Below are 25447 nucleotides of genomic sequence, written 5' to 3' on the forward strand. Positions count from 1 at the left end.
GGGGGGGGGGGGGGGGGGGGGGGGGGGGGGGGGCGGGGGGGGGGGGGGGGGGGGGGGGGGGGGGGGGGGGCGGCCGCCCCGGGGGGGGGGGGCCGCCCCCCCCGCGCCGGGCCGGGCGGACCCGGCGCGTCGTCACCTCGTGAGGCGGTCCGTCCGCCGCGGGTCAGTCGTCGCTGGCCGCCCCCGGGAGCTGGGTCTGGATGAGGTCCATGACCGAGGAGTCGGTCAGCGTGGTCACATCACCGAGCGCACGGTTCTCGGCGACGTCCCGCAGCAGCCGCCGCATGATCTTCCCGGAACGGGTCTTGGGTAGCTCCGCCACCGGCAGGATGCGCTTCGGCTTGGCGATCGGGCCGAGCGCCTTGGCGACGTGTGCCCGCAACTCGTCCACCAGCCCCTCGTCCTCCTTCGCCCCACCGCGCAGGATCACAAAGGCACAGATGGCCTGGGTGGTCTGCGGGTCGGCCGCACCGACCACGGCCGCCTCGGCGACCTTCGGGTGCGAGACGAGCGCGGATTCCACCTCGGTGGTGGAGATGTTGTGGCCCGAGACGAGCATGACGTCATCCACCCGGCCGAGCAGCCAGATGTCACCGTCCTCGTCCTTCTTCGCACCGTCACCGGCGAAGTACCGGCTCTCGAAGCGGGACCAGTACGTGTCCAGGTAGCGCTGGTCGTCGCCCCAGATGGTGCGCAGCATCGACGGCCACGGCTCGGTGAGGACCAGGTACCCGCCGGCCCCGTTCGGCACCTCGTTGGCGTCGTCGTCGACGACGGTGGCCGCGATGCCGGGCAGCGGCACCTGGGCCGACCCCGGCTTCGTCGCCGTGACGCCCGGCAGCGGGCTGATCATGATGCCGCCGGTCTCGGTCTGCCACCAGGTGTCGACGATCGGCGTCCGCTCGGCACCGATGTGCTTCCGGTACCACATCCACGCCTCCGGGTTGATCGGCTCACCGACCGAACCCAGCACCCGCAGTGACGACAGATCGAACTTGGCCGGGATGTCGTCACCCCACTTCATGCACGCCCGGATGGCGGTGGGGGCGGTGTACAGGATCGTCACCCCGTACTTCTGCACGATCTCCCACCAGCGCCCCTGGTGCGGCGAGTCCGGCGTGCCCTCGTACAGCACCTCCGTGGCGCCGTTGGAGAGCGGCCCGTAGACGATGTACGAGTGGCCGGTCACCCAGCCGACGTCGGCCGTGCACCAGAACACGTCCGACTCCGGCTTCAGGTCGAACACCGCGTTGTGCGTGTACGAGATCTGCGTCAGGTAGCCACCGGTGGTGTGCAGGATGCCCTTGGGCTTCCCCGTGGTGCCGGAGGTGTAGAGGATGAACAGCGGGTGCTCGGCGTCGAACGCCTCCGGCGTGTGCTGCTCGGACTGGCGACCGACCAGGTCGTGCCACCACACGTCGCGGCCCTCGGTCCACGCCGTCTCCTCGCCGGTGCGCCGCACCACGAGCACGCTGCGCACGTCCTCGGTGCCCGGGCGGGTCAGCGCCTCGTCGACGGCGGGCTTGAGCGCCGACGGCTTGCCGCGCCGGTAGCCGCCATCGGCGGTGATCACGACGCGGGCGTCGGCGTCCTTGATCCGCGTCGCCAGCGCGTCGGCCGAGAAACCACCGAAGACCAGCGAGTGCGGCGCCCCGATACGGGCGCACGCCAGCATCGAGATCACCGCCTCGGGGATCATCGGCAGGTAGATCGCGACCCGGTCGCCCGCCTGCACGCCCAACTCGGTCAGCGCGTTGGCCGCCTGCGACACCTCACGCTGCAACTCGGCGTACGTGATGGCACGCGAGTCGCCCGGCTCACCCTCGAAGTGGATGGCGACACGGTCGCCGAGTCCGTTCTCGACGTGCCGGTCGACGCAGTTGTACGCGACGTTCAGCTTGCCGTCGGCGAACCACTTCGCGAAGGGCGGGTTCGACCAGTCCAGCGTCTCGGTCGGCTCGGTGTCCCAGCTCAGCCGACGAGCCTGCTCGGCCCAGAAGCCCAGCCGATCAGCCTTCGCCTGCTCGTACGCCTCCGCAGTGACGTTGGCGTTCGCGGCCAGGTCGGCGGGTGGCGCAAAACGCCGCTCCTCACGAAGCAGGTTGGCCAGGCTTTCGTTGCTCACGACTTCTCCCATTCCCAGGGTGCCCGTTGTGTCCCAGGTCATAGCTCATCAGCCGGCGGCACGCTCTGACAAGGGTTGTTGGTAAAAATTGGTGTAGACCTCTACTGGGTGACGTTCCTCATGCTGTATGCGTGACCCTTCCTGTCTTTCCACGGCAGGTCCTGATCAGCACGAATGCCGGTACGCCGGTCCCAGGTGTGTTCCTCCACATCTCGTACGCCGCTCCCGCGGCGGGGCGGCAGGGTGGAGTCTGACGCCCAGCGGCTTCGAGCGGAAGTCGGTTTTTCAGTGATTCGGGTGACCACCGCCCCAGCGACCCCGGCCCGACGAACGATCCGGGTGGCTCGGGTGGCTCGGGTGGCCGAGGCGAGCCCGTGGCCGAGGAGCCCGTCCGAGGTGGGCCCATAGGTCGGGCGAGCCCATGGTTCGGGTGAGCCCGTGGCTCAGGCGAGTGTCCGGTGACTAGGGGCGCTCCTCCCTCGGCATCCGGCGATCGGGGTCCTGGGCTCCCGGCGCTGCGCCGGCTGCGGTCCCGGGGCGGGTGACCAGCATGGCCCCGGGGGCGTCGGCATCCGCGAACCGGCCCCCGCGACGGCCGAGACGGTCTTCACCCAGGTGCCGCGCCTCGGGCTGCGGGATGGCGGTCCTCGCTCGCGCCGGCTCTGGAGCCCGCACGGGCGCCCGCGGGTCACCGCGGCCCGGCCCCTCCGGTGCGAGGCAGTCGTGCCCAGGATGTTCCGCGGCCAGGGCCGCGCCCGCCGGCGGCGCCGGCGCCCGGTGGTGGCCACCGTCCGGGTACTCGACCAGCGGCGAGCTCTCGGCCGGGATGGCGGAGAACACCCCGGACACCGGGTCCATCACATAAGCCTGGGCCTCCGCCACATGGAAGTACATCCCGTGCAACGCCAAGGCACCCTCCCCCACCCTGCGCGCCACACAGGGTTGCGCCAACAGGTGGTCAAGCTGCTGCCGTACGTTCAACAGAGCCAGCAACTCCGTGTCGTCCGCCACCTGACGTCCACTCAGCCCCACTCCTTCGCCACCGGCTCCATGACTCGGACCCGTGTGACCAGCCTCAAGTCCCGGGCCCGTCGGCCGGTCAGGCTGTTCCTTGAGCCGCCGCAGGCGCTCCAGGCTCGGCCCTCCGTGGCGCAGCCAACGAGTGAGGGGCGTGCTGTCCGACGGCGCGCCGCCGGAGGCGAGCAGTGCCTGCATCGCGCCACAGCCCGAGTGGCCGCACACCGTCAGCGAACTCACCTGGAGCACCTCCACCGCGTACTCGATCGCGGCGGCCACCGAATCACAGCCGCTGTCGTCGTGCGGCGGCGCCAGGTTGCCGACATTGCGCACCGTGAACAGGTCACCCGGGCCACTTGAGGTGATCATGCTGGTCACGAGCCGTGAATCGGCGCAGGTCAGAAAGAGCTGGCCGGGTCGCTGCCCCTCGCTCGCGAGGCGCGCCAACTCATCCCGTACCAGTGGGGCCGTGTGTCGCTGGAAGGCGCTGAGTCCACCCAGGAGCTGACCTCTGCCGGGCTCCCCTTGGTGTACCGGTGCCGCCGGGCGCGTGCAGTGGTGGTTGCGCCAGGGCGTCCAGGGGCGGCACGGCGGTGCATGGGCGTGCACGCCAGCCGGCTCCACGAGGGCCCGCCCGGCCCGCCCGCCCAGTTGCACCCATCCACCTGCGGCCCGGTACCTCCGGGCCCAGGATTGGATCGCGTCGTAGGCGGCGTGGTCCATGAACGACCCGTGCAACTCGACCACGACACTGCGCCGGGGCGGGAGTTGGCCGAGCATCCGGCTCAGTCGGGGCACGGCGAGGAAGGTGAGCTGGCCACTCACCCGCACCCGCAGGCAGTCGGCCTCGCCGGCGGTCGTGATCTGGGTGTGGGTGAGCCGGCGGAAGGCGATGCCGATGGCGACCACTCCACCGATCGCCACCCCCGGCAGCACGCCGCAGCAGACGACGGACGTCACGGTGACCGCGTACACCGGGAACTCCCGGTGCCGCCGCACGTGCTTGATGTGGGCGAAGTTCACCATCCGCACGCCGACCATCATCACCAGCGCGGCGAGGGCCGCCACCGGAATCCATTCGAGTGCCCCGGCCAGCAGCCCGGCGCACAACAGCACCCAGCAGCCGTGCAGCACGGTGGACCAGCGGCTGGCCGCCCCGGCCTTCACGTTCGCCGAACTGCGCATGGCCCCACCCGCAACCGGTAGTCCACCGAGGAGTCCGGAGGCCACATTGGCCACGCCCTGCCCGGACAACTCCCGGTCCAGCCTGGTGGGCGCGGCCCGGGCGCCGGGGTCGGGGCCTTGCATGCGGTCGATCGCCACTGCGGACAGCAGCGACTCCATGCTGGCGACCAGGGTGACCGTGAGGACGGCGGCGACCACCCCGAGCACCGGCCCGTCCGGCAACTGCGGGAGCCCATGGAGGCGGAGGGCGGGCAGGTCCACCCGGGGGACGGTCAGCATGCCGCTCAGCGCTGTGCCCGCAGCCACCGCGGCCAGTGGCGCCGGCACCAGCCGAACGAGCTGCCCGGCTCGGCCCGGCAGCCTGGGCCACCCCACGAGCACGGCCACCGTGGCCAGGCCAACCACGAGTGCCGACGTGTGTGGGTGGAGCAGTTCGCCGGGCAGCGCGGTGAGGTTGTCGACGGTTGACCCGTCCGGGTGCTCGGCCAGGAGGACCCGCAACTGGCCGATGGCGATGACGACGCCGATCCCCGCCAGCATCCCGTGCACGATGGCCGGGCTGATCGCGAGCGCGGCGCGGGCGACGCGCAGGGCTCCCAGCGCGATCTGGAGCAGACCGGCGAGCACGGTGATCGCGCAGGTCGCCGGCCAGCCGTACCGCCCGACCAGGTCGGCAGTGACCACGACGAGACCGGTGGCCGCCCCACTGACCTGGAGCGGTGCGCCACCGAGCAGTCCGGCCAGGATGCCGCCGGCCACGGCCGCGATCAGCCCGGCTTGTGGTGGGGCTCCGGTGGCGAGGGCGAGCCCGAGGGAGAGCGGGATGGCGATGAGGAAGATGACGACGGAGGCGGACAGGTCGCGGCGTGCGGTGGTGCGGTCGAGGTGGCTCCAGGGTGGCAACATTCCCGTCTCCTCCGGGGTTGCGCGGGTTCTGAATGGGGCCGTGACGATGGGGCACGGCGTACCGAGGTGGGCTGCTGGGCGTTCACGGGAGCAGCGCACGGGTGATGGACGGTCCGGGCCAAGGCCACCGAAGGGACTGTGGGCGTGGCGAGGCCAAGACGATGCTTGTGCGCCGGGCTACGGGTGAGAGACCGGCAGCGACGCGAGGGCTCGGCCAAGGCGTGGTGCTGTGAAGGGGCGAGCCCGCCGGGAGTGATGACGTTTCGTGCTCAGACCGTCACTCTCAAGCATCGGTAAACGAATCGTAATGCTAGGTAAAGGCTGCCGGAAGGGGTTCTGGCTGGTGGCGCCAGTCATTCCACCTATCGAGTGAGCGCCGGTTTAGAAAGGCGTGTCATTTCTTACCTATTTACTGACTTGTGGGAAATTTGTCCGCTTCTCGGCGGGCGCTCGCGGTCGGGAACGAGGTGGAACATGGCAGCGGCACGGAAGGCCACGGCAGGGCTAGCGCTGACGGCCATACTCGTCGGCATAGCCGGCTGTTCCGGCGGCTCGGACGGTTCGGGCGCGGACAGCGAGGAGAAGGCCCCGGCACCGAAGGCTGCCAAGCCGTTTCGCCTGATAGGCGACGGTTCGACCGCGTACACCGGGGTCCAGCCCCGGCAGCCGAACCCGCAGCCGCTGCGGCCGGGACAGCGGCCACCGCAGTTCGTCGTCTTCTCGTGGGACGGCGCCGGAGAGGACGGGCAGCAGCTCTTCTCCCGGTTCCGCGAGGTGGGGAAGAAGTACGACGCGACGATGACGTACTTCCTCAGCGGGGTGTACATGCTCCCCGGCGCCAAGAAGGACCTGTACCACCCGCCGCAGCACGCTCCCGGCGCGTCGGACATCGGCTTCAACGACGTCAAGGGCATCCGCGACACCGCCGAACAACTCGCCGGCGCCTGGCGTGACGGCAACGAGATAGGCACCCACTTCAACGGCCACTTCTGCGGACCTGACCGTGGCGTCGGCACCTGGTCGGTGGAGGAGTGGCGGAGTGAGATCCGACAGGCCGAATCGTTCGTCAAGAACTGGAAGACCAACACCGGGCTGCGTGACGCGCAGCCGCTGCCGTTCGACTACAGCGCTGAGCTGGTCGGCGGCCGGGCGCCGTGCCTCGAAGGCCAGCGCAACCTGATACCCGCCGCGCGCTCCATGGGCTTCCGCTACGACGCCAGCGCGTCCGGCGGCCGGCAGGTCTGGCCCGACAAGCGGGGCGGCGTCTGGGACTTCCCGCTCCAGCAGGTCCCGATGCCGGGACGGGCCTTCGAAACGCTGTCGATGGACTACAACTTCCTCGTCAACCAGTCCGGCACCACGCGCGGGGACCGCGCCAAGCACGCCGCGTGGGGCGACCAGATGCGCGATGGGTTGCTCGCGGCGTTCAACCGCGCCTACCAGGGCAACCGGGCGCCGTTGCTGATCGGCAACCACTTCGAGTCGTGGAACGGCGGAACGTACATGCGTGCCGTCGAGGAGACCATCAAGCAGGTCTGCCCGCGCCCCGACGTGCGCTGCGTGTCGTTCAAGCAACTGGCCGACTGGATGGACGCCCAGGACCCGCGGGTGCTCGACAAGCTCCGCAAGCTCGATGTCGGCGAGCGCCCCAAGGGCGGCTGGACCAACTATCTCGCGACCCCTGCTGCGCCGGCCGTGGGCAAGGCCCCCGGCGGGCGGACGCCCGGCGACGCCCCGTCGAAGGAGCAGGGCGCTCGTCCGGACACCAAGGTGTCCCACGCCTTGGGCGTGCTGCTCGGCACTGAACGGGCGGGCACTGCTCCGCGCGCCGCAGCACAGTCACCCAGGAACGTGGGACAGCCGTTCGGCAGCGAACTGATCGGGCGACTCAGGCCGGTTGCGGGCTAGCGACGGGCTGCTCGCTCAGGACGAACGCCGGGTCCACCTGGGCGGCCAGATCCGCTCCGGTACGTGCATTGCCCCAGCTCTCGGCGTTCTTGAGGTGGAAGTGGACCATCTGGCGGGTGTAGCGCTCCCAGTCACGTGCGGCGTACGCGGCGTCCGCGGTCTCGTGGAGGGTGCGCAGCGCCTGCCGGTTGGTCCCTTCCAGCGCGTCGAACCGGGGCGGGCGGCCCTTCTCCATCGCCCGCACCCACTCGGAGTGGCCCACGGTGACGAGCAGGTCATCGCCGACCTCGGCGCGGAGGAAGTCGAGGTCGTCGGGGCCCTGCACCTTGTTGCCCACCACGCGCAACGTGACGCCGAAGTCCCGCGCGTACTCCTTGTACTGCCGGTAGACCGCGGTGCCCTTCCTGGTCGGCTCCGCCACCAGGAACGTCATGTCGAACCGGGTGAACATGCCCGAGGCGAAGGAGTCGCTGCCGGCCGTCATGTCCACCACCACGAACTCGTCCCGGCCGTCGACCAGGTGGTTCAGGCACAGCTCCACGGCGCCGACCTTGGAGTGGTAGCAGGCCACGCCGAGGTCCGACTCGGTGAACGGACCGGTCGCCATGAGCTGGACCTCGCCGTCATCGAGACGGACCGTACGGGCACACGTGGCGAAGACGGGATTGCCGTCGCCGATGCGCAACAGCCGCGACCCGGCACCGGGCGGAGTGGTCTTGATCATGGTCTCGGCGGAGGCGATGCGCGGATTCGTACCGCGCAAGTAGTCCTTGATGAGCGGGAGTTGGCCACCCATCGCGGGTGGGGAGGTGTCCGCGTCGTCTTCCAGGCCGAGTGCGGCTCCTAGATGTTGGTTGATGTCCGCGTCGATCGCGACGACCGGAACGCGGCTGGCGGCGAGATGGCGGATGAAGAGCGAGGACAGCGTGGTCTTGCCGCTGCCACCCTTACCTACGAACGCGATTTTCATGTTCATGAAGCGTAGGGGAGGGCGTGGGGCTGATGGCTGCTCCTGGTGAAGAAGACCACTCCAATGAGGGGCGGGGGCGGTGATGTGCGTAGTGTCTTACTCATGAGTAGTGCGACCTCCGATCCGCTGTCCGCCTTGGTGGCCCTGCCTGGGGTGCCTGACGCAGTCGATGCCGTACGCAAGGCCGTGGACCGGGTCTACGGCCACCGCGTCATGCGGCGCCGCAGCAACGAGGTCACCTCGGAGGCTGCGCTCCGCGGGGCGCGCGCGTCGGCCGCGCTCGCTGGCGCCGATTGGTCGCTGGAGGAAGTGCGGCGACGCACCGACTTCGGCGGGGAGGGTGAGCCGCGTGCGGTCGGTGCCGCGCTGCGACTGACGGCCGAGGCGGGGCAACTGCTGAGCGTCTGGCGGCAGTCGCCGCTTCGGGTGCTGGCCCGGCTCCATCTGGTGGCGGCCGGCGACGGGATGCCGGGGCGGGTGGATGAGGGTGGGACGGACAGGGTCGGCCGGCCGCGGCTGGCCGGTGAGGGTGTGACGGAACCCCTCGTCGAACTGCCCGCGCCGGATGCGGACGAGGTTGCTGGTCGACTGGACGGCTTGGCTCGACTACTGCTCGCTGGCACTGAAGCGCCCGCGCTGGTGGTGGCGGCCGTGGTGCATGGTGAACTGTTGGCTCTGCGCCCCTTCGGCTCGCACAACGGGCTCGTCGCGCGCGCCGCGGAACGCATCGTGCTGGTGGGGAGTGGCTTGGACCCCAAGTCCATCTGCCCGGCTGAGGTCGGCTGGGCGGAGCAGGGGCGGGCCGAGTACGTGGGAGCCCTGGAGGGCTACATCTCCGGTACGCCGGAGGGAGTGGCCGGCTGGATCGCGCATTGCGGCCGGTCGGTCGAACTGGGCGTACGGGAGACGACGGCGGTCTGCGAGGCATTGCAGCGCGGCGCAGCCTGACGGAACGCGCGGTGGTGAGTGCCGGGGTGCGGGGGTCTTCGACCGGTCTTGCTCGCGGGAGGGGCTCCGGGCGCCTGCGATCGTGAAGTGCTGTGCAGAGTTGCGGGGGGGGGGGGGGGGGGGGGGGGCGGCGCCGGGCCCCGGGGGCCCGGGCGGCGGGGGGGGGCGGGGGGGGGCCCACCCGCCGGGGGGGGGGGGGGGGGGGGGGGCCGGGCGCGGGCGGGGGGGGGGGGGGGTTGGGGGGGGGGGGGCGGCCGCTGGCGGCCCGCCCCCCCCCGCTGGCACATTCGCCCGGTTACCATGCGTGCTCGATAGATGCCCATCAGGTCGGGACTTTGCCCGTTCCCTGGTGCGGCTGGCCCGTAATCGACGGGTCGGCGTCGCGTGGGTGCCTGGCGTTTGTGCGCGGTCCGTGGGGCCTAGCTGCGTAAGGGCTTCCTTCCCGGATGTCCCTGGTCTCGCGGGCCGTTGACTCCTTTCTACCCCATCACTCGGGCAAGTGGAACCCTTCGCCATAGATATTTACTTTCATCATCAAACTCGGGCATATCGATCGATGTGCTGAAGGGTGTCGAGACCGCGCGGAGGCGTGCGGCGCCGGGCGACGTACCAGACCAGGCCGGCGGTGACGGCGGCTGCGCTGGCGGCGGCTATGGCGAGGGTGGGGCGTGGAGGCATGGAGAAGGAGGGGAGGCGCTGCTTGAGGCGGACCGGGCGGTTGAAATTGAGGACCGGCCAGCCGCGGGCCGTCGCTTCTCGACGTAGCGTGCGATCGGGGTTGACCGCATGGGGGTGGCCGACCGACTCCAGCATGGGGATGTCGGTTACGGAGTCGCTGTAGGCGAAGCAGCGGGTCAGGTCGTAGCCCTCGGACTCGGCCAGCTCGGCAATGGCTTGGGCTTTGGTCGGCCCGTACGCGTAGTACTCCACCTCGCCCGTGAAACATCCGTCCTCGACGACCATTCGGGTGGCGACGACCCGGTCGGCGCCGAGCAGGGCGCCGATGGGTTCGACGACCTCCGCCCCGGAAGTGCTGACGATCACGACGTCGCGGCCCGCCAGGTGATGCTCCTCGATGAGGGAGGCCGCTTCGTCGTAGATGATGGGGTCGATCAGGTCATGCAGAGTTTCGGCCACTATCTCCCGTACCTGTTGTACGTTCCAGCCACGACAGAGGTCGGAAAGGTATTTACGCATCCGCTCCATCTGGTCGTGGTCGACGCCCCCGGCGAGGAAGACGAACTGCGCATATGCAGTGCGTAGTACGGCCCGGCGGTTGATCAGACCGCCTTGGTAGAAGGACTTGCTGAACGTGAGAGTGCTCGACTTCGCAATGACCGTCTTGTCCAGGTCAAAGAAGGCGGCTGTGCGCGGCAAGGAGTGGTTTTCCACGGGTTGAGCATAGGGCCCGCCATTCGGCGTAAGGTCCGGCGTGCGGGTTTGCCTGAGAAGGCTCTCGGGTACACCATGGAAGTCACGGATCGTTCGCGACCGTGCTAACCCGGTCCGGCTCCTCCCCCCCCCGAGTCGGCCGTGGGGACGACCCCCGCTCTCCCCCCCGGCGGGGGTCGTCGCATGTCCGGACGCCTTTGGGTCCGTCGCTCTTGATCATTTTTCTCTCCCGGTGTCCGTTCGGCTCGCTTCCGTCATGAGTCTGCACCGTAACCGTGCGTAATCGCCAGGGGGAGTCGTGGAAGTCGCCGGTTTAGGTGACGGAGTTATTCACAGCCCACGAGTTGTCCACAGTTTTGGACCATGATCCCCGAGATTTCTCGGATCGCTGCACGGTCGAATCCTCGCGATGTTCGCGGGACTCAGAGCACGTAGCGAGATGAGGAGGGGACCTTGGCTGGAACTAATGCCTCCGGTCAGTCGGAATCGGGCACCGAGCAGTGCCGTAGTCCACTGATCGTGACGGAAGACGAAGAGCTTCTCGACGACTTGTTGAGGTTGTGTGCAGCCGCCGGTTCCGCACCGGAAGTCGCACACGGAACGCTGTCCGGCAGTAGCGGTTGGGAAGGCGCGCCGCTGGTTCTCGTCGGTGATGACTGCGCCGCCAGATTGGTGGGCGTACCGCGCCGCCCTGGCGTGCTCCTCATCGGGCGCGACCTCGATGACCCGGGTGTCTGGCGGCGCGGGATCGAGCTGGGGGCCGAGCACGTCCTCTTCCTCCCCGACGCGGAGACCTGGCTGGTGGACCGGGTGGCCGACGTCGTCGAGGGCACGGGCGGGCAGGCGGTCACGGTCGGGGTCATCGGCGGCCGGGGCGGGGCCGGGGCCAGCACCTTGGCCTGCGCGCTCGCCCTGTCAGCCGCGCGTGCGGGACACCGCACCATGCTCATCGACGGCGACCCGCTGGGCGGTGGCATCGACGTACTGCTGGGTGGTGAGGCCGTCGAAGGGTTGCGCTGGCCCGCCTTCGCCCAGTCGCAGGGGCGCGTGGCCGCCGGAGCGTTGGAGGAGTCACTGCCGGCGTTGCATGCGCTGCGCGTACTGAGCTGGGACCGCGGCAGCCCGGTGACCATCCCGTCGGCAGCGGCTCGCTCGGTGCTCGCCGCGGCGCGTCGACGTGGCGGCGCCGTCGTCGTTGACCTGCCACGACGCGTGGACGAGACGGCGGCCGAGGTGCTCGCGCAACTCGACGTGGGCCTGCTGGTCGTCCCCGCCGAACTGCGGGCGGTCGCGGCGGCCCACCGGGTCTCCTCGCGCGTGCGCATGGTGCTCGGCGATCTGCGGGTGGTCGTGCGCGGCCCCACGGGAGACGGTCTGGACGACGAAGAGATCGCCCGCCTGCTCGAACTGCCGCTGGCCGGCGAACTGCCGCCCGAGCCCGGGCTGCTGGCCGCACTGGCTGCGGGCGAGCCGCCGGGCGCCAGCGAACGTGGCCCCCTCGCGCGGTTCTGCACCGACTTCTGGGGCCGGGCGCTGCCTGCCCGGGGGAGCGCCGCCGCATGAGCGACACCTTGCTGAACGCGGTCCGTACGCGATTGGCGGGCAGCGGCGCCGACCCGACACCGGCCCGGGTGGCGGCAGCGCTGCGGGCCGAAGGCCGGCTGCTGGGCGATACGGAAGTGCTGGGCGTCGTGCACGCCCTGCGCTCCGAATTGGTGGGCAGCGGCCCCCTCGATCCTCTCCTCTCCCTCCCCGACGTCACCGATGTGCTGGTCACCGCGCCCGATCGGGTGTGGATCGACCGGGGGCGCGGGCTGGAGCTCACCGAGGTCCAGTTCGCCGACGCGGCAGCCGTGCGCAGGCTCGCGCAACGGTTGGCGGCCGGCGCCGGGCGACGCCTCGACGACGCCAAGCCATGGGTGGACGCGCGGCTGCCCGACGGCACCCGGCTGCACGCGGTGCTACCCCCGGTCGCCGTGGCGAGCACGTGCCTGTCGCTGCGTGTGGTGCGCCCGCGCGCGTTCACGCTGGCGGAACTGGTGGCGGCGGGCACGGTGCCGGCGGGGGGCGTCGGGCTGCTCCGGTCGGGCCTGGACGCCCGCCTGTCCTTCGTCATCAGCGGCGGAACGGGATCAGGCAAGACGACCCTGCTGAGCACGTTGCTCGGGCTGGTCGGGCCGGGCGAGCGAATCGTGCTGGCAGAGGACTCCGCGGAGCTGCGGCCCGACCACCCACATGTCGTACGACTGGAAACCCGCCCGGCCAACCAGGAGGGGCGCGGCCTGGTGACCCTGCGGGACCTGGTGCGGCAGGCGCTGCGCATGCGGCCCGACCGGCTCGTGGTCGGTGAGGTGCGAGGGGCCGAGGTGACGGACCTGCTGGCGGCGTTGAACACCGGGCACGAGGGCGGGTGCGGGACGGTGCACGCCAATGCGGCGGGTGACGTTCCCGCTCGGCTGGAGGCGTTGGGGTCGACGGCGGGGCTGGGGCGGGCGGCGCTGCACAGCCAGCTCGCCGCCGCGCTCTCCGTGGTCGTCCATCTGGCGCGCGACCGCAGTGGTAACCGGCGGTTGGCCGAGCTCCACGTGCTGGAGCGCGATGCGAACGGCCTGGTCAGCACTGTACCCGCGGCTGTCTGGGGGTCGCAGGAATTTCACCGCGAAGTGGGCTGGCCGCGGTTGCAGCGGCTGTGCGCGCGAGGGCGTGATGAGACATGACGGGTGGCCTGCGGGAGGTCCAGCCGATGGCCGTTTGCACCGCGCTCCTCTGCCTGGTCGCAGCCCTGTGGTACGGCCTGGGGGCGGGGCGCACGCCCCGGCGCACCAGGTTGCTCTTCGCCCCCACCGGAGCGGCGGTGTCGACACCATCGGCGGTGCCAGGGGCGGGCGAGCGCACGGCGGGGGCTCCCGGCCTGTTCGCCGCGCTGGAGCAGGGTCGTGCGTGGCGGCGTTGGCGGAAGCGCGTGCGGGCTGAGGTGCGGCGCCGGGACCTCGGCGGGGAAGTGGCCTGCCTGCCGGCCGGGGTGGCGCTCGCGCTGGCGACGGGCTCCGTATTGCCGCTGGTCGGCGGGCTGGCGGCGGCTCTGGCGGGGCGGCGCTGGCGGCGGAACCGGGCCAAGGAACGGGAACGGGAGCGCCGGCGCGCGGCCGTGATCGGGCTGTGTGCGGCGATCGCCGGCGAACTGCGGGCCGGCCGACAGCCGGGGCCGGCGTTGCGCGCCGTGGAAGTGGTCGAGTTCCCCGAAGCATGGCGGGCGGTCACGACGGCGGCGCGCTTCGGCGGAGACGTGCCGGGGGCGCTGCGCGAGGCCGCCGGGTTGCCGGGCGCTGAGGGGCTGGCCGGTGTCGCCGCCTGCAGGCGGGCGGCGGTCGCCGGCGGCGCGGGGCTGGCCGTCGGGCTCGACCGGGTCGCCGTGGCGCTGCGTGCGGAAAGCGATCAACGTGCCGAGCTGAACGCACAGTTGGCGGGCGTTCGGGCGACGGCCGTGATGCTCGCCCTGCTCCCCCTGTTCGGCCTCGTCATGGGCAGCGCACTCGGGGCCGAACCGCTGCGCATCCTGCTGGAAACGCCTGCGGGGGTGGGCTGTCTGGCCCTCGGCGTGTTGTTGGAGTGGGCCGGGTTGGTCTGGACCGCGCGGATCGCGCGTCGGGCCGCAGCGCCGACGGCCCGCCCCGGAAGGCCGGTTCTGGCAAGGCTGAAGGGGTGAGGCGAGTGCTGCCCGTAGAAGTTATCCACAGGCTGGGGACGGCTCTTTCGCTCACGTGCTTTGCTGGCGGCATCGCGCTGCTGGTCGGTGCGGCGCGGGGACGGCGGTCCGCCTGCCGTCGCCGCGCGGCCCTGTGGCCCGATTGTGAGCAGACGCCGCCGTCGGGCCCGCCCCCGCACTGGAGGCGGCACGGCCGCACCCGAGCGGGCCGAGTCGGAATCGTACGGATCGGGTTGGGTGCACTCGGCTGCGGGTGCCTGCCACCCCTCGTCATCCAGGGGTGGGCCGGTTACGGCGCGGGTCTCGCCCTGGCGTACGGCGCCTGGAGATGGCAACACGTGCACGCCAACACGATCGGAAAGGAGACGACGAAGGCCGCGCCCGGTACCGACAGCGAAGTACTGGATGCGCACGAGACGGCCGTTGCCGCAGCTCAACTGCCCTTGGCCGCAGATCTCTTGAGCGCCTGCCTGGCCGCCGGGGCCGGGCCCTGCGAAGCGGCCGACGCGGTGGGGGACTCGCTGGACGGACCGGTGGGACGCCGACTCGGCCAGGTGGCCGCGGAACTGCGCCTCGGCGGGGAGCCCGCCGTGGTCTGGCATCGGCTGGGCGCGCTGCCCGGAGCGGCCGGGCTCGCCCGGGTGCTGAGCAGGGCGATGGAAACCGGGGCGCCCGCCATCGATCCCGTTGCCCGCCTGGCCGCCGACTGCCGCGCCGACCGCGGCCGACAGGCCACGGCCCGGGCCAGACGCGCCGGCGCCCTGGCCACCGCCCCGCTCGGCCTGTGTTTTCTGCCGGCCTTCCTGCTGATCGGTGTGGCGCCGGTGGTGATCGGACTGGCGGAGGGGCTCCTGACGGCCTGAACCACGGCAAGGACCGGGGCGGACCGATGTCCACGACAAGTAATCAGACACGTACGAAGCATTGAGGAAGTGGGGAAGAAGTGGTGACCAGCAAGGTGGTGCAGAGGCGGACGCGCCGGGGCGCGGGTTGGCGCGGTGCGCTGCGCGGCAGGTGGGACGCGGGGATGGCGACCGCCGAGTACGCCGTGGGAACGATCGCCGCGTGTGCGTTCGCCGCGGTCCTCTACAAGGTGGTCACGAGTGGGGCCGTGAACGGCGCACTCCAGTCGGTCATCGAGAAGGCGCTCCATGCGAACTTCTAGAGCGCGTGGCGAGCAGGCGCGCGGTAGCAGAGCACGGGCGCCGGGGGCGCGCAGCCGGCCTCGGTCGGGCCGCTTACGCCGATGTGACCGCGGCTCCGTGAGCGCCGAGGCCGCAGTGGTGCTACCGACGTTGGCGCTGTTCGCCGTGGCGCTGCTGTGGGGCCTGACCGCCGCGTCGGCGCACATCCAGTGCGTCGACGCGGCCCGGGCGGGCGCGCGGGCCGCCGCCCGCTCGGAGTCGCCGCCGGCCACGGTGGCCGCGGCCCGTTCGGCGGCCCCCCACGGCGCGAAGATCACCATGCACCGCGAGGGCGACCTCGTACGCGTGCGCGTGGAGGCCCGTACGGCAGGACCCGGTCCGCTGGCCGTTCGATTGCAGGGGGAGGCGGTTGCCCTTGCGGAGGAGACGATCGCAGCGAACTGATCCGCGGCGGCGGCCCGGCCCCGCGACGCGACCCCGCGCGGCGGGCCGGCGGTGGGGCGACCGGGGGATGGCCACGGTCTGGGCCGCGGTGGCGGCCACGGCCCTGTGCGCGGTGTTCGCCGCGCTGCTGACCATGGGTTCCGTGGTGACCGCCCGGCACCGGGCCGGTGGCGCGGCGGACCTGGCGGCCCTGGCCGCGGCCGACCACGCGCTGGAGGGCGAACGGGCGGCCTGCGACCTGGCCGGCCGCGTCGCGCGGGCCCAAGGGGCACATCTGGTGCGCTGTGCGGTACGGGGCGAGGTCGCCGACCTCACCGTGGAGGTGCCGGCGGCCGGGGTGGTGGCAGCCCTGCCGGCGGGGGCCTCGGGGAAGTTCGTGCCCCGTGTGCGGGCCCGCGCCGGGCCGCCCGCCAGCGAACTTCCCGGGACCGCGACAGACGACCCCAGCCGGGCGCGGACCGCGGCGTCCGGGGCCACCCGGAGCCGGGAAAGATCCCCGACGGGGCGCGTGGGCGCGCGCAGAGTGGTGGCGCTCGCGGCGGACCCGATACCGGCGCCGGACCGCCGGCTCGCCCGGGGCCGGCCGGTGTGGCGGGGCGACGAGGGCTCGTCGGCCGCCCGCCGGAGGCCGGACGCTACGCCGACGGCGGGTCCGCAGCGGGCGGTGCCTGGGTGAGGAGTTCGGTGAGGAGCCGTACGGCGGCCTTCTTGTCCAGCGGGTCGTTGCCGTTGCCGCACTTGGGCGACTGGATGCAGGACGGGCAGCCGGAGGCGCACTCACAGGCGGCGATCGCCTCGCGGGTGGCCGTCAACCAACGGGCGGCGGTGTGGAAGGCCCGCTCGGCGAAGCCCGCGCCGCCCGGGTGCCCGTCGTAGACGAACACGGTGGGCAGCAGGGTGTCGGGATGCAGGGGAACCGAGACGCCGCCGATGTCCAGGCGGTCGCACGTGGCGAACAGCGGCAGCATGCCGATCGAGGCGTGCTCCGCAGCGTGCAGCGCGCCGCCGAGGGCCTCCGCCGTCACCTTGGCGCGCTCCAACTGGTCCTCGGTGACGGTCCACCACACGGCGCGGGTCCGCAGTGTGCGCGGCGGCAGGTCGAGCTTCGTCTCGCCCAGGACCTCACCGGTGATGAGCTTGCGACGGAGGAAGGAGACGACCTGGTTGGTGACCTCAACCGACCCGAAACACAGCCTGGCATCGCCCCACGGGATCTCCGCGCTGGCTTCCAGGATGGCGATGCCGGTCGTGTCCCGGGCCGTCGTCGAGTACGAGGGGTTGGCCTGGTCGACGAGGGCGGCCGAGTCCTCCAGATCGAGGTGGCGCACGAGGTACGTACGCCCCTGATGCAGGTGGACGGCCCCCTCGTGGACGGTGGTGTGCGCGGCGGCGGCGTCCACGGTGCCGAGGAGCCGGCCCGTCGCGGCCTCCACGATCTGGACGGGCTTGCCGCCGCCACCGCGGATGTCGGTGAGGTCCGCGGCGCGCTCCCGGCGGGTCCAGTGCCAGCCGGTGGCGCGGCGGCGCAGCAGCTTCCGCTGTTCCAACTGCGGCAACAGCCCGGGGGCAGCCGGGCCGAAGAGGCCGAGATCGGCTTCGGTCAGCGGCAGTTCGGCCGCCGCTGCGCACAGGTGCGGGGCGAGCACATAGGGGTTGTCGGGGTCGAGCACGGTGGATTCGACCGGTTGTCGGAAGAGAGCTTCGGGGTGGTGAACGAGATAGGTGTCCAGCGGATCGTCGCGGGCGACGAGAACGGCCAGCGCGCCCTGACCGGCGCGCCCGGCCCGCCCTGCCTGCTGCCACAGCGAGGCCCGGGTGCCCGGATAACCGGCGAGCAGCACGGCGTCCAAGCCTGCCACGTCAACACCCAGTTCCAGCGCGGTGGTGGCGGCCAGGCCCAACAGCTCGCCGCTGTGTAGGGCGCGCTCCAAGGCTCGGCGTTCCTCCGGTAGGTAGCCACCGCGATAGGCGGCGACGCGGTGCCGCAGGCCGGCGGAGACCTCGGCGAGGCGTTCCTGCGCGATGAGCGCGATGAGTTCGGCGCCGCGTCGTGAGCGTACGAAGGCGACCGTACGGGTGCCTTGGACGGCCAGGTCGGTCAACAGGTCGGCGGTCTCGGCGGTGGCGGTGCGGCGGACGGGGGCGCCACGTTCGCCGTGCAGTTCGGTCAGCGGCGGCTCCCAGAGGGCGAAGACGAGTTCGCCCCGCGGCGAACCGTCCTCGGTGATCTCGACGGGAGTGACGCCGGTGAGGCGGGCGGCCGACCGCGCGGGGTCCGCTGAGGTGGCGGAGGCGAGGAGGAAGACGGGCTGCGCGCCGTAGCGGGCACAGATGCGGCGCAACCGGCGCAGCACCTGGGCGACGTGCGAGCCGAAGACCCCGCGGTAGGTGTGGCACTCGTCGATGACGACGTAGCGCAGTGCGCGCAGGAAGGAGGACCACCGTGGATGGCCGGGCAGGATGCCGCGGTGCAGCATGTCCGGGTTGGTGAGGACGTAGTTGGCGTAGCCGCGGATCCACTCGCGTTCCTCGACGGGCGTGTCGCCGTCGTAGACCGCGGCGCGGACTCGGGAACCGAGCGGCGCGGCGAGTTCGCTCACCGCCCGGCGTTGGTCGGCGGCGAGCGCCTTGGTGGGGGCGAGGTAGAGGGCGGTGGCTCGCCGGACGCCCGTCTGCTTGCCGGCGCGGACGGTTGCGCCGGCGCGTGCGCCCTGCCGGGCGGCGGCCGTGGTGCGGGGCTGGCCGTGTCCCGGTGGCGCGGACGCCCGGGCGGACCGGGCGCCGTCGGCGGGGACAGGGCCTGACTCCGGTCCGGCCTCCGACGCAGGGCCCGACGTCGCCGCGGCGTGGGGAACGGCGGGGTCGTCGGGGCGGGGAACGGCATCGGGGTCCGCTGGGCCGGCCTGGTCGGTGGTGCTGCTGGTGGAGGTGGTGGAGGTGGGTGGGGAGGGGGCGGGGGCCGGGGGGCCGGGGGGAGCCGAAGGGCCCGCCTCCGCCACCTCCGCCGCGGTCTCGCCGCCGTCGAGGAGTGCGCTGAGTACGGGAGCGAGGTAGGCGAGCGACTTGCCCGAGGCCGTGCCCGTGGCGACGATCACAGAATCACCGCGCAGCGCGTGCTCCGCCATCTGGGCCTGGTGGCTCCAGGGGCGGTCGATGCCGGTCGCGGAGATGGCGTCGATCACTTCTGGCCGGATCTCCGGAGGCCAGTCGGCATGCCGGCCCGTATGCGGGGGCAAGTGCTCCGTATGAGTGATGCGCGCTGCCCGGTCCACCCCGGCGGCGAGCTGATCCAGCACGGCTCGCGGGGAGCGACGTATCCCGGCGGGTCGCGGGAGTTGATTGTGGGCCATTGACCCAGAGTCTGTCACTGGCGTGGCGGACAATGGGCTCAAGGCGTCGTGCGCGCCTACTGGTAAGTGATTGAATGCCATCGCGGCTGCCGATCCATGGGGGGCGACCGCTCGATGCAAGGTGCTGGAGGTTCCGTGGACCTGTCCCTGTCGACCCGGACCGTTGGCGACCGTACGGTCGTCGAGGTCGGTGGCGAGATTGATGTATACACCGCGCCCAAACTGCGGGGGCAGTTGGTCGAGCTTGTGAACGACGGCAGCTACCACCTGGTCGTCGACATGGAGGGCGTCGACTTTCTCGACTCCACCGGGCTCGGCGTGCTGGTCGGCGGGCTGAAGCGGGTGCGTGCCCACGAGGGTTCGCTGCGCTTGGTCTGCAACCAGGAGCGCATTCTGAAGATCTTCCGTATCACCGGCCTGACCAAGGTGTTTCCCATTCACACCTCGGTTGATGACGCCGTCGCCGCCACCGACTGACGGTGCCGGTCGCCCCGCCCTCAGGGCGCGGGGTGGAAGATCGTCGTGGCGGGGGGAACCGGGCTGATGGCCCGGCCCCTCCGCGAGTTCGCCCTTTTTGGCTGAGTGGAAGAGGGCAGGTATGACCGAGGGGGATGGCATGGCCACCGTCGAACTTCGTTTCAGTGCCCTTCCGGAGCACGTCCGTACGGCCCGGCTGGTGGCAGCCGCTGTGGCGCGCCGGGCCGGGGTCGACGAGGCCGTGCTGGACGAGGTGCGGCTCGCCGTCGGTGAGGCGTGCTCCCGGGCCGTCGGTCTGCACGTCAGTCATGGCGTGACGGCGCCGGTGTGGGTGGCGCTCACCGAGGAGGAGAAGAAGTTCTCCATCGAGGTGGGCGACGAGGCGCCGCGGGCCGTGACCGCCGGGGACGGCGACGTCACGGCGGGCGGTCCGTCCGGCGAGGACGCCGCGGCCGAGGCTGACGACGAGATGGGTCTCGCGGTGATCAGTGGCCTGGTCGACGACGTCGAGGTGACCTCGGGCGAGACGGGCGGAGTCATCCGGATGAGCTGGCCGACGGCCAACGCGTCCGAGGCTCCCTGATCCCTGCGCCGCTGTCTGCTGGCCCTGAGCTGAAGAACTGAGCCGCTCCCGTTGTCGGGTGCGGCTTTTCAGCTTTCTGTGCACGTTCTTGCTGTGGCTGTGGCTGTGGCTGTGGCTGTGGCTGCTGTGGCTGTGGCGTGAGTTGTGTTGCCTTGGGGCTGGTCGTTGGGGTGTGACTGGGGTGATGGGTGGGGGCAGTGAGGCGTGGACCTGGCCGTTTCTGGCCGTTCTTGGTCGTCTTTCTGCCGTTGAGGTGCAGAGGATGTGCGGGGCTGGGCGGGTGGTGGGGCGAGGCGTGTGTGCGTACGGGCTTCGCGGACCCGCGGCCCGGCGCTGTGTTCTCGGGAGGCTTGCGGGAAAGGCCCTGTGCGGCGGTTGGTGGGGCGTGCGGGCGGCAGGTGGGGGATGGGGAGGGCGCGCGGGGGTGGGGGCCGGCGCGGGCGGGTGCGCGGGGTGGGGTGCAGTGGGGCGGTGACTGCGCTTACTTCGCGCCCTCTTGAGCCGGGATCGTTTCTGGCAAATGCGGTCTCGGCGCGGTCGAAGAGCGGACTTTGTGCACGAGTTAGCGTAATGCTTTCAAGCTGTTTGGTGCTGCCATCGGAGCCCTGGGTAAAGCTCTGAGCAGGGGAGTTAATAAGACTCTGAGATCATTTCTCGAAGGTCAGCTTGCATGCTTCTTTCCTTCGTATGGGGGAAATTGCTGCGGCCGAACCATTCGATCACCACTGATGCAGGCGAATTCCCTTTGAGGGGCCCTGTTTTGATCTCGTGTTGATCCCTACAATCCGTCCACATCTTGAGCTCAGGACGCCTGAGCGTGGCGGCTGTTTCGCGGTCGCGAAACGGCTGCGCGCCCATGTGCCAAACGTCAAGGAGGACGAATGGCGGGGCCTGCTACCCCTCATCAGCTAGACCTATCCCCAACCCTGGCTGCTGCCGAGCTGACCGACGGCAACCGGGTGATCGTCCTGGTGATCGCCGCCGTGGCGGTGGCGGCGCTGGCCGTGGCGATGGTGCTCGTACGGCAAGTGCTCGCGGCCGGCGAGGGCACGGACAACATGAAGAAGATCGCGGCTGCGGTGCAGGAGGGCGCGAATGCCTACTTGGCCCGGCAGTTGCGCACCCTCGGCGGATTCGTGGTGGTGGTGTTCTTCCTGCTCCTGCTGTTGCCGGCCGACAACTGGTCGCAACGCATCGGGCGTTCGCTGTTCTTCTTGATCGGTGCCGGATTCTCGGCGGCGACCGGCTATATCGGCATGTGGCTCGCGGTTCGCAGTAATGTGCGGGTCGCGGCTGCGGCGCGGGCGGCAACGCCGGAAGAAGGGCAGCCGAGTAAGGACCTCACCGAGGTTTCGCACACGGCCATGAAGATCGCTTTTCGTACTGGCGGAGTGGTCGGCATGTTTACCGTCGGCCTCGGTCTGCTGGGTGCCGCATCCGTGGTGTTGGTATACGCGGCCGACGCGCCGAAGGTGCTGGAAGGTTTCGGCCTGGGGGCTGCCCTCATCGCCATGTTCATGCGGGTGGGCGGTGGAATCTTCACCAAGGCCGCCGACGTCGGCGCCGACCTCGTGGGCAAGGTCGAGCAGGGCATCCCGGAGGACGACCCGCGCAACGCCGCGACGATCGCCGACAACGTGGGCGACAACGTCGGAGACTGTGCGGGCATGGCCGCCGACCTCTTCGAGTCGTACGCCGTGACCCTGGTGGCGGCGCTGATCCTCGGCAAGGTCGCGTTCGGCGACTCGGGGCTGGCCTTCCCGCTGATCGTGCCGGCCATCGGCGTGGTCACGGCGATGATCGGGATCTTCGCGGTGGCGCCGCGGCGCACCGACCGCAGCGGCATGTCGGCGATCAACCGGGGCTTCTTCATCTCCGCGGTGATCTCGCTGGTGCTGGTGGCCGGCGCGGTCTTCGCGTACCTGCCGTCCTCGTACGCCGATCTGGACGGCATCACGGACCAGAAGATCCTGGCGCACGACGGTGACCCGCGGCTGTTCGCACTGGTCGCGGTGGCCATCGGCATCCTGCTGGCCGCGCTGATCCAGCAGCTCACCGGCTACTTCACCGAGACCACCAGGCGCCCGGTGCGGGACGTCGGCAAGACGTCGCTGACCGGCCCCGCGACGGTGATCCTGTCCGGCATCTCCCTCGGGCTTGAGTCGGCGGTGTACTCGGCGGGGCTGATCGGGCTGAGCGTGTACGGGGCGTTCCTGCTCGGTGGTTCGTCGATCATGTTGGCGCTGTTCGCGGTGGCGTTGGCCGGTACCGGGCTGCTCACCACGGTCGGTGTCATCGTTGCCATGGACACCTTCGGTCCGGTGTCCGACAACGCCCAGGGCATCGCGGAGATGTCCGGTGACGTCCGGGACGAGGGCGCCCAGGTGCTCACCGACCTGGACGCGGTGGGCAACACCACGAAGGCGATCACCAAGGGCATCGCGATCGCCACGGCCGTGCTGGCCGCTGCCGCGCTGTTCGGCTCGTACCGGGACGCCATCGCCGAGGCGGTGGAGGACGTGCACGCCAACGTGGCCGGCGAGATGAACCTGAGCATGGACATCTCACAACCGAACAACCTGGTGGGGCTGGTCTTCGGCGCCGCGGTCGTCTTCCTCTTCTCCGGGCTCGCGGTCAACGCGGTCTCGCGTTCGGCCGGTTCCGTGGTCTACGAGGTGCGGCGGCAGTTCCGCGAGAAGCCCGGGATCATGGACTACTCGGAGACGCCCGACTACGGCCGGGTGGTGGACATCTGCACCAAGGACGCGCTGCGCGAACTCGCCACGCCGGGACTGCTCGCGGTGCTCGCGCCCATCGCCGTCGGGTTCTCGCTGGGGGTCGGCGCGCTGGGCGCCTTCCTGGCCGGGGCGATCGGCGCCGGCACCCTGATGGCCGTCTTCCTCGCCAACTCCGGTGGCGCCTGGGACAACGCGAAGAAGCTGGTGGAGGACGGCCACCACGGCGGCAAGGGCAGCGAGGCGCATGCCGCGACCGTTATCGGCGACACCGTGGGCGACCCGTTCAAGGACACGGCAGGACCGGCGATCAACCCGCTCCTTAAGGTGATGAACCTGGTCGCGCTGCTGATCGCGCCGGCCGTCGTCAAGTTCAGTTACGGGGACGACGCGAGCCCGGGGCTGCGCGCGGGCATCGCCGTGCTGGCGATCCTGGCCATCGTCGTCGCGGTCTACCTCTCCAAGCGCCGCGGCATCGTGGTCGGCGACGAGAGCAGTAGCAGCAACAACGCCGAACGCACGGCGAAGAGCGCCGATCCCGCGGTGGCTTCCTGAAGCACACGGCGCATACCGGCTCGGGCCCGAGGGGCGTGGCCGGGGCTCGTACGCCGGGCCCGGGGCGTACGGGAGGTACGGGGCGTGCGCCTCGTATGCATGTGGGTGCCGCGTACGCCGTGGTCGTCCGTGCGTGCGTCGGGCACCTCGCCCCCGGTGCCCGGCCGCTGCGGCGGGGCGGTGGCCCTGCTCGGCGGGGTGCCGGGGGAGCGGCGTAGCTGGTGGCCCGGCCCGCATGGAGCGGGTTCGGGCCACTGCCAGTTGGGCTGCGGCGCTGCGCAGGCTGCGTGGCGGGCTGTGGGCTGTGGGCTATGGAGTGCTGGCGGTCGGATGGTCCGTGGTTCGCCGCCGCGACGGTGACCGGCGCGGTACGGAGCAGCGGCGGTTCGGCGTGATGGCAACGCGGCGGTGACCGGCGCGGCCCGGGGCAGTGGGCGGTTCGGTGTGGTGGCGGGTTGGTGTCATGGCGGTTTGACGCCATCTCGTAGCGGGGCGGTGTTGGTGCCGGCGTAACAGGAGGGCGGGTCGCGCGCGTTGGCGTGTGCCCGCCCCCGTTGCTGTTGGCGGAGGTGGCGACGGGGGCGCGGGGGCGTGTTGGTGGCGGGTGGGGCGCGGGCGCGGTACGGGAACGTATGGAGCCGGTCGGCCGTCCGTATGGCGAGGCGAACGCCACGCCCAGTGCGGTGGAAATAGCCGTAATGAGGTGCATAAGGGATGCTCGACTCGTAGCTCTCGCTGTGGGGGCGTGTAAGTTCCGGGGCCGAGGGCCATGGAAGGGACCAATCCGGTGAACAAGAAGCTTGTGGCGGCACTGTCCGGCGGTGCGGCACTGGTACTGGCGCTGACCGGCTGCGGCGGTGATGACGGCGACGACAGTAAGAAAAAGGTCGAAAGCTGGGCCGAAAAGGTCTGTAACGGAGCGCAGCCACAGCTCAAGAAGATCAAGGACGCCAACGCGGCGATCCAGGGCGCAGCGGACGAGCCGGACTCCCTGAAGCTCCAGCGGACGGACTCCGTGGCCTTCCAGCAGATCTCCGACGCGTACCGGGCGCTGGGCACCCTGGTCAAGGACGTTGGCGCGCCTCCGGTGGACGGCGGGGACAAGTCCCAGACCGACGCGGTCAAGGAGCTCAACGCCACGTCCCGCGCGTACGCGGACCTGAAGAAGACCGTCGACGAGCTGGACACGAAGAACAAGTCGAAGTTCGCCGAGGGTCTCAACGGCATCGCCGAACAGCTCGACAAGCTGAGCAAGAGCGGCGACGGCGCGTTGAAGCGGCTGCAAGAAGGCAAGGTCGGCGAGGCCATGGCCAAGCAGCAGGGGTGCAAGCGCGTGAACACCGGCGCGTCGGCGCCGTCCGTCACCACCAACGAGCCGGCCGGCGAATCGTCCTGACGGCGGCTCGGCGGCTCGGCGGCTGGGCGGCTCGGGGCTTGAGGTTTCGGGATCTCGGGATCTTCGGGTCCTGAGGTCTGGCGTCTCGGCGTTCCAGTGTTTCGCCGCCGTCGCTGCCCCGCCGCCTCTCCGCCCGCCGCGGCACCGGTGCGACCACCGGTACGACGTGCCGGCGCGCCGCGGGTGCCCGGAACGGCGCTGTGCCGGACGCCCCGCGCCCCCGGACTCCTGTGGCAGCCCGGCGTGCGCGGGCGGCGCCCGGCCGGCGCGGCGCCCCTGCGGTGACCGCGCGGCACCTGCCCGCCCGCCCAGGTGCCGTGCAGAATCCGCAGCTCACCCATGGTCCGCGGGCCGGTCCACGCAGCGCCGGCCGCTGAACCTCGATGCCGTCCTACGCTCGCCGCGAGCGCGGGCGAGGGCCCTGCGCGTGCGGATTGACGGTCCGTACGAACGCGGAACGACGGCCGTACGGGCGGCATCGACGGCCCCGCGAGAGCGGCGGCACCACGGGCCCGGGGCCCCCCCCCCCCCCCCCCCCCCCCCGGCCCCCCCCCAGTGGGGGGGGGGGGGCCGGCCCGGGGGGCCCGGGGGGCGCCCCCCAAGCC

20 protein-coding genes are annotated in these 25447 nt (G+C 71.3%); 14 read left to right on the forward strand and 6 right to left on the reverse strand.

Annotation, left to right across the window (positions count from 1 at the left end; genetic code table 11):
- Positions 1-163: 163 nt before the first annotated feature.
- Together acs and AAHZ94_RS06140 are read right to left on the reverse strand one after the other, a co-directional pair.
- Positions 164-2125: an acetate--CoA ligase gene (gene acs, locus AAHZ94_RS06135; protein ID WP_349991180.1), complete on the reverse strand. Its 1962-nt coding sequence runs from the start codon at positions 2123-2125 to the stop codon at positions 164-166.
- 462 nt (positions 2126-2587) lie between these two features.
- Positions 2588-5233 (reverse strand): SulP family inorganic anion transporter, encoded by a 2646-nt coding sequence (locus tag AAHZ94_RS06140; RefSeq protein WP_349991181.1) that lies wholly within the window; start codon positions 5231-5233, stop codon positions 2588-2590.
- 474 nt (positions 5234-5707) lie between these two features.
- Between AAHZ94_RS06140 and AAHZ94_RS06145 the strand changes: the two genes are divergently transcribed.
- A complete protein-coding gene (locus AAHZ94_RS06145; protein ID WP_349991183.1) occupies positions 5708-7141 on the forward strand; it encodes a polysaccharide deacetylase family protein in 1434 nt (477 codons plus the stop codon).
- On the opposite strand, the gene AAHZ94_RS06150 is transcribed toward AAHZ94_RS06145, so the two are convergent.
- Positions 7122-8111: an ATP-binding protein gene (locus AAHZ94_RS06150; protein WP_349991201.1), complete on the reverse strand. Its 990-nt coding sequence runs from the start codon at positions 8109-8111 to the stop codon at positions 7122-7124. The two genes, AAHZ94_RS06145 and AAHZ94_RS06150, sit on opposite strands and share 20 nt — an antisense overlap.
- A 102-nt stretch (positions 8112-8213) precedes the next feature.
- On the opposite strand from AAHZ94_RS06150, the gene AAHZ94_RS06155 reads away from it, so the two are divergent.
- Positions 8214-9059, forward strand: a complete 846-nt coding sequence (locus AAHZ94_RS06155; RefSeq protein WP_349991185.1) for a Fic family protein — start codon at positions 8214-8216, stop codon at positions 9057-9059.
- Positions 9060-9146: 87 nt separating this feature from the next.
- Positions 9147-9374, forward strand: coding sequence for a hypothetical protein (locus tag AAHZ94_RS06160; protein WP_349991186.1), 228 nt, complete (start codon positions 9147-9149; stop codon positions 9372-9374).
- 219 nt (positions 9375-9593) lie between these two features.
- On the opposite strand, the gene AAHZ94_RS06165 is transcribed toward AAHZ94_RS06160, so the two are convergent.
- Positions 9594-10451: an HAD family hydrolase gene (locus tag AAHZ94_RS06165; RefSeq protein ID WP_349991187.1), complete on the reverse strand. Its 858-nt coding sequence runs from the start codon at positions 10449-10451 to the stop codon at positions 9594-9596.
- Between the two features lie 453 nt (positions 10452-10904).
- On the opposite strand from AAHZ94_RS06165, the gene ssd reads away from it, so the two are divergent.
- From ssd to AAHZ94_RS36355, 7 genes are all read left to right on the forward strand, one after another.
- Positions 10905-12014, forward strand: coding sequence for a septum site-determining protein Ssd (gene ssd / locus AAHZ94_RS06170; RefSeq protein WP_349991188.1), 1110 nt, complete (start codon positions 10905-10907; stop codon positions 12012-12014).
- Positions 12011-13168, forward strand: coding sequence for a TadA family conjugal transfer-associated ATPase (locus AAHZ94_RS06175; protein WP_349991189.1), 1158 nt, complete (start codon positions 12011-12013; stop codon positions 13166-13168). Before ssd ends, AAHZ94_RS06175 begins: the two co-directional genes overlap by 4 nt.
- Positions 13165-14157, forward strand: coding sequence for a type II secretion system F family protein (locus tag AAHZ94_RS06180; RefSeq protein ID WP_349991190.1), 993 nt, complete (start codon positions 13165-13167; stop codon positions 14155-14157). The genes AAHZ94_RS06175 and AAHZ94_RS06180 overlap by 4 nt, the downstream gene beginning before the upstream one ends.
- A 338-nt stretch (positions 14158-14495) precedes the next feature.
- On the forward strand, positions 14496-15020 hold the full coding sequence (locus AAHZ94_RS06185) for a type II secretion system F family protein (protein ID WP_349991191.1): 525 nt from the start codon (positions 14496-14498) through the stop codon (positions 15018-15020).
- A 95-nt stretch (positions 15021-15115) separates the two neighbouring features.
- Positions 15116-15322: a DUF4244 domain-containing protein gene (locus AAHZ94_RS06190; protein WP_502964590.1), complete on the forward strand. Its 207-nt coding sequence runs from the start codon at positions 15116-15118 to the stop codon at positions 15320-15322.
- A 97-nt stretch (positions 15323-15419) separates the two neighbouring features.
- Complete coding sequence (locus tag AAHZ94_RS06195) at positions 15420-15746, forward strand: TadE family type IV pilus minor pilin (RefSeq protein WP_349991193.1); 327 nt, start codon at positions 15420-15422, stop codon at positions 15744-15746.
- Positions 15747-15813: 67 nt separating this feature from the next.
- The gene (locus AAHZ94_RS36355; protein ID WP_502964588.1) at positions 15814-16422 is read left to right on the forward strand and encodes an Rv3654c family TadE-like protein; all 609 of its coding nucleotides are present in this window, start codon (positions 15814-15816) and stop codon (positions 16420-16422) included.
- Here AAHZ94_RS36355 and AAHZ94_RS06205 read toward each other — a convergent pair.
- Complete coding sequence (locus AAHZ94_RS06205; RefSeq protein WP_502964591.1) at positions 16382-18871, reverse strand: DEAD/DEAH box helicase; 2490 nt, start codon at positions 18869-18871, stop codon at positions 16382-16384. The genes AAHZ94_RS36355 and AAHZ94_RS06205 overlap by 41 nt on opposite strands.
- Positions 18872-19231: 360 nt before the next feature.
- On the opposite strand from AAHZ94_RS06205, the gene bldG reads away from it, so the two are divergent.
- From bldG to AAHZ94_RS06225, 4 genes are all read left to right on the forward strand, one after another.
- Entirely contained in the window at positions 19232-19573 is a 342-nt protein-coding gene (bldG, locus tag AAHZ94_RS06210; protein ID WP_349991196.1) for an anti-sigma factor antagonist BldG, read from the forward strand.
- A 139-nt stretch (positions 19574-19712) separates the two neighbouring features.
- Positions 19713-20156: an ATP-binding protein gene (locus AAHZ94_RS06215; protein WP_349991205.1), complete on the forward strand. Its 444-nt coding sequence runs from the start codon at positions 19713-19715 to the stop codon at positions 20154-20156.
- An 881-nt stretch (positions 20157-21037) separates the two neighbouring features.
- Positions 21038-23446 (forward strand): sodium-translocating pyrophosphatase, encoded by a 2409-nt coding sequence (locus AAHZ94_RS06220; RefSeq protein WP_349991197.1) that lies wholly within the window; start codon positions 21038-21040, stop codon positions 23444-23446.
- A 769-nt stretch (positions 23447-24215) separates the two neighbouring features.
- On the forward strand, positions 24216-24842 hold the full coding sequence (locus tag AAHZ94_RS06225; RefSeq protein WP_502964589.1) for a small secreted protein: 627 nt from the start codon (positions 24216-24218) through the stop codon (positions 24840-24842).
- A 391-nt stretch (positions 24843-25233) separates the two neighbouring features.
- On the opposite strand, the gene AAHZ94_RS06230 is transcribed toward AAHZ94_RS06225, so the two are convergent.
- A partial coding sequence (locus AAHZ94_RS06230; protein WP_349991200.1) for a hypothetical protein occupies positions 25234-25447 on the reverse strand: 214 nt, incomplete at its 5' end.

Origin of the sequence: Streptomyces sp. HSW2009, from assembly GCF_040240285.1 — a bacterium.
Classification (GTDB): domain Bacteria; phylum Actinomycetota; class Actinomycetes; order Streptomycetales; family Streptomycetaceae; genus Streptomyces.

Coding starts and splice junctions, on each gene's coding strand:
- AAHZ94_RS06150 (WP_349991201.1), bottom strand. CDS start 8,111: ATGAAAATCGCGTTCGTAGGTAAGGGTGGCAGCGGCAAGACCACGCTG.
- AAHZ94_RS06205 (WP_502964591.1), bottom strand. CDS start 18,871: ATGGCGGAGCACGCGCTGCGCGGTGATTCTGTGATCGTCGCCACGGGC.
- AAHZ94_RS06175 (WP_349991189.1), top strand. CDS start 12,011: ATGAGCGACACCTTGCTGAACGCGGTCCGTACGCGATTGGCGGGCAGC.
- AAHZ94_RS06140 (WP_349991181.1), bottom strand. CDS start 5,233: ATGTTGCCACCCTGGAGCCACCTCGACCGCACCACCGCACGCCGCGAC.
- AAHZ94_RS36355 (WP_502964588.1), top strand. CDS start 15,814: ATGGCCACGGTCTGGGCCGCGGTGGCGGCCACGGCCCTGTGCGCGGTG.
- AAHZ94_RS06145 (WP_349991183.1), top strand. CDS start 5,708: ATGGCAGCGGCACGGAAGGCCACGGCAGGGCTAGCGCTGACGGCCATA.
- AAHZ94_RS06215 (WP_349991205.1), top strand. CDS start 19,713: ATGGCCACCGTCGAACTTCGTTTCAGTGCCCTTCCGGAGCACGTCCGT.
- AAHZ94_RS06180 (WP_349991190.1), top strand. CDS start 13,165: ATGACGGGTGGCCTGCGGGAGGTCCAGCCGATGGCCGTTTGCACCGCG.
- AAHZ94_RS06220 (WP_349991197.1), top strand. CDS start 21,038: ATGGCGGGGCCTGCTACCCCTCATCAGCTAGACCTATCCCCAACCCTG.
- AAHZ94_RS06225 (WP_502964589.1), top strand. CDS start 24,216: ATGGAAGGGACCAATCCGGTGAACAAGAAGCTTGTGGCGGCACTGTCC.
- AAHZ94_RS06155 (WP_349991185.1), top strand. CDS start 8,214: ATGAGTAGTGCGACCTCCGATCCGCTGTCCGCCTTGGTGGCCCTGCCT.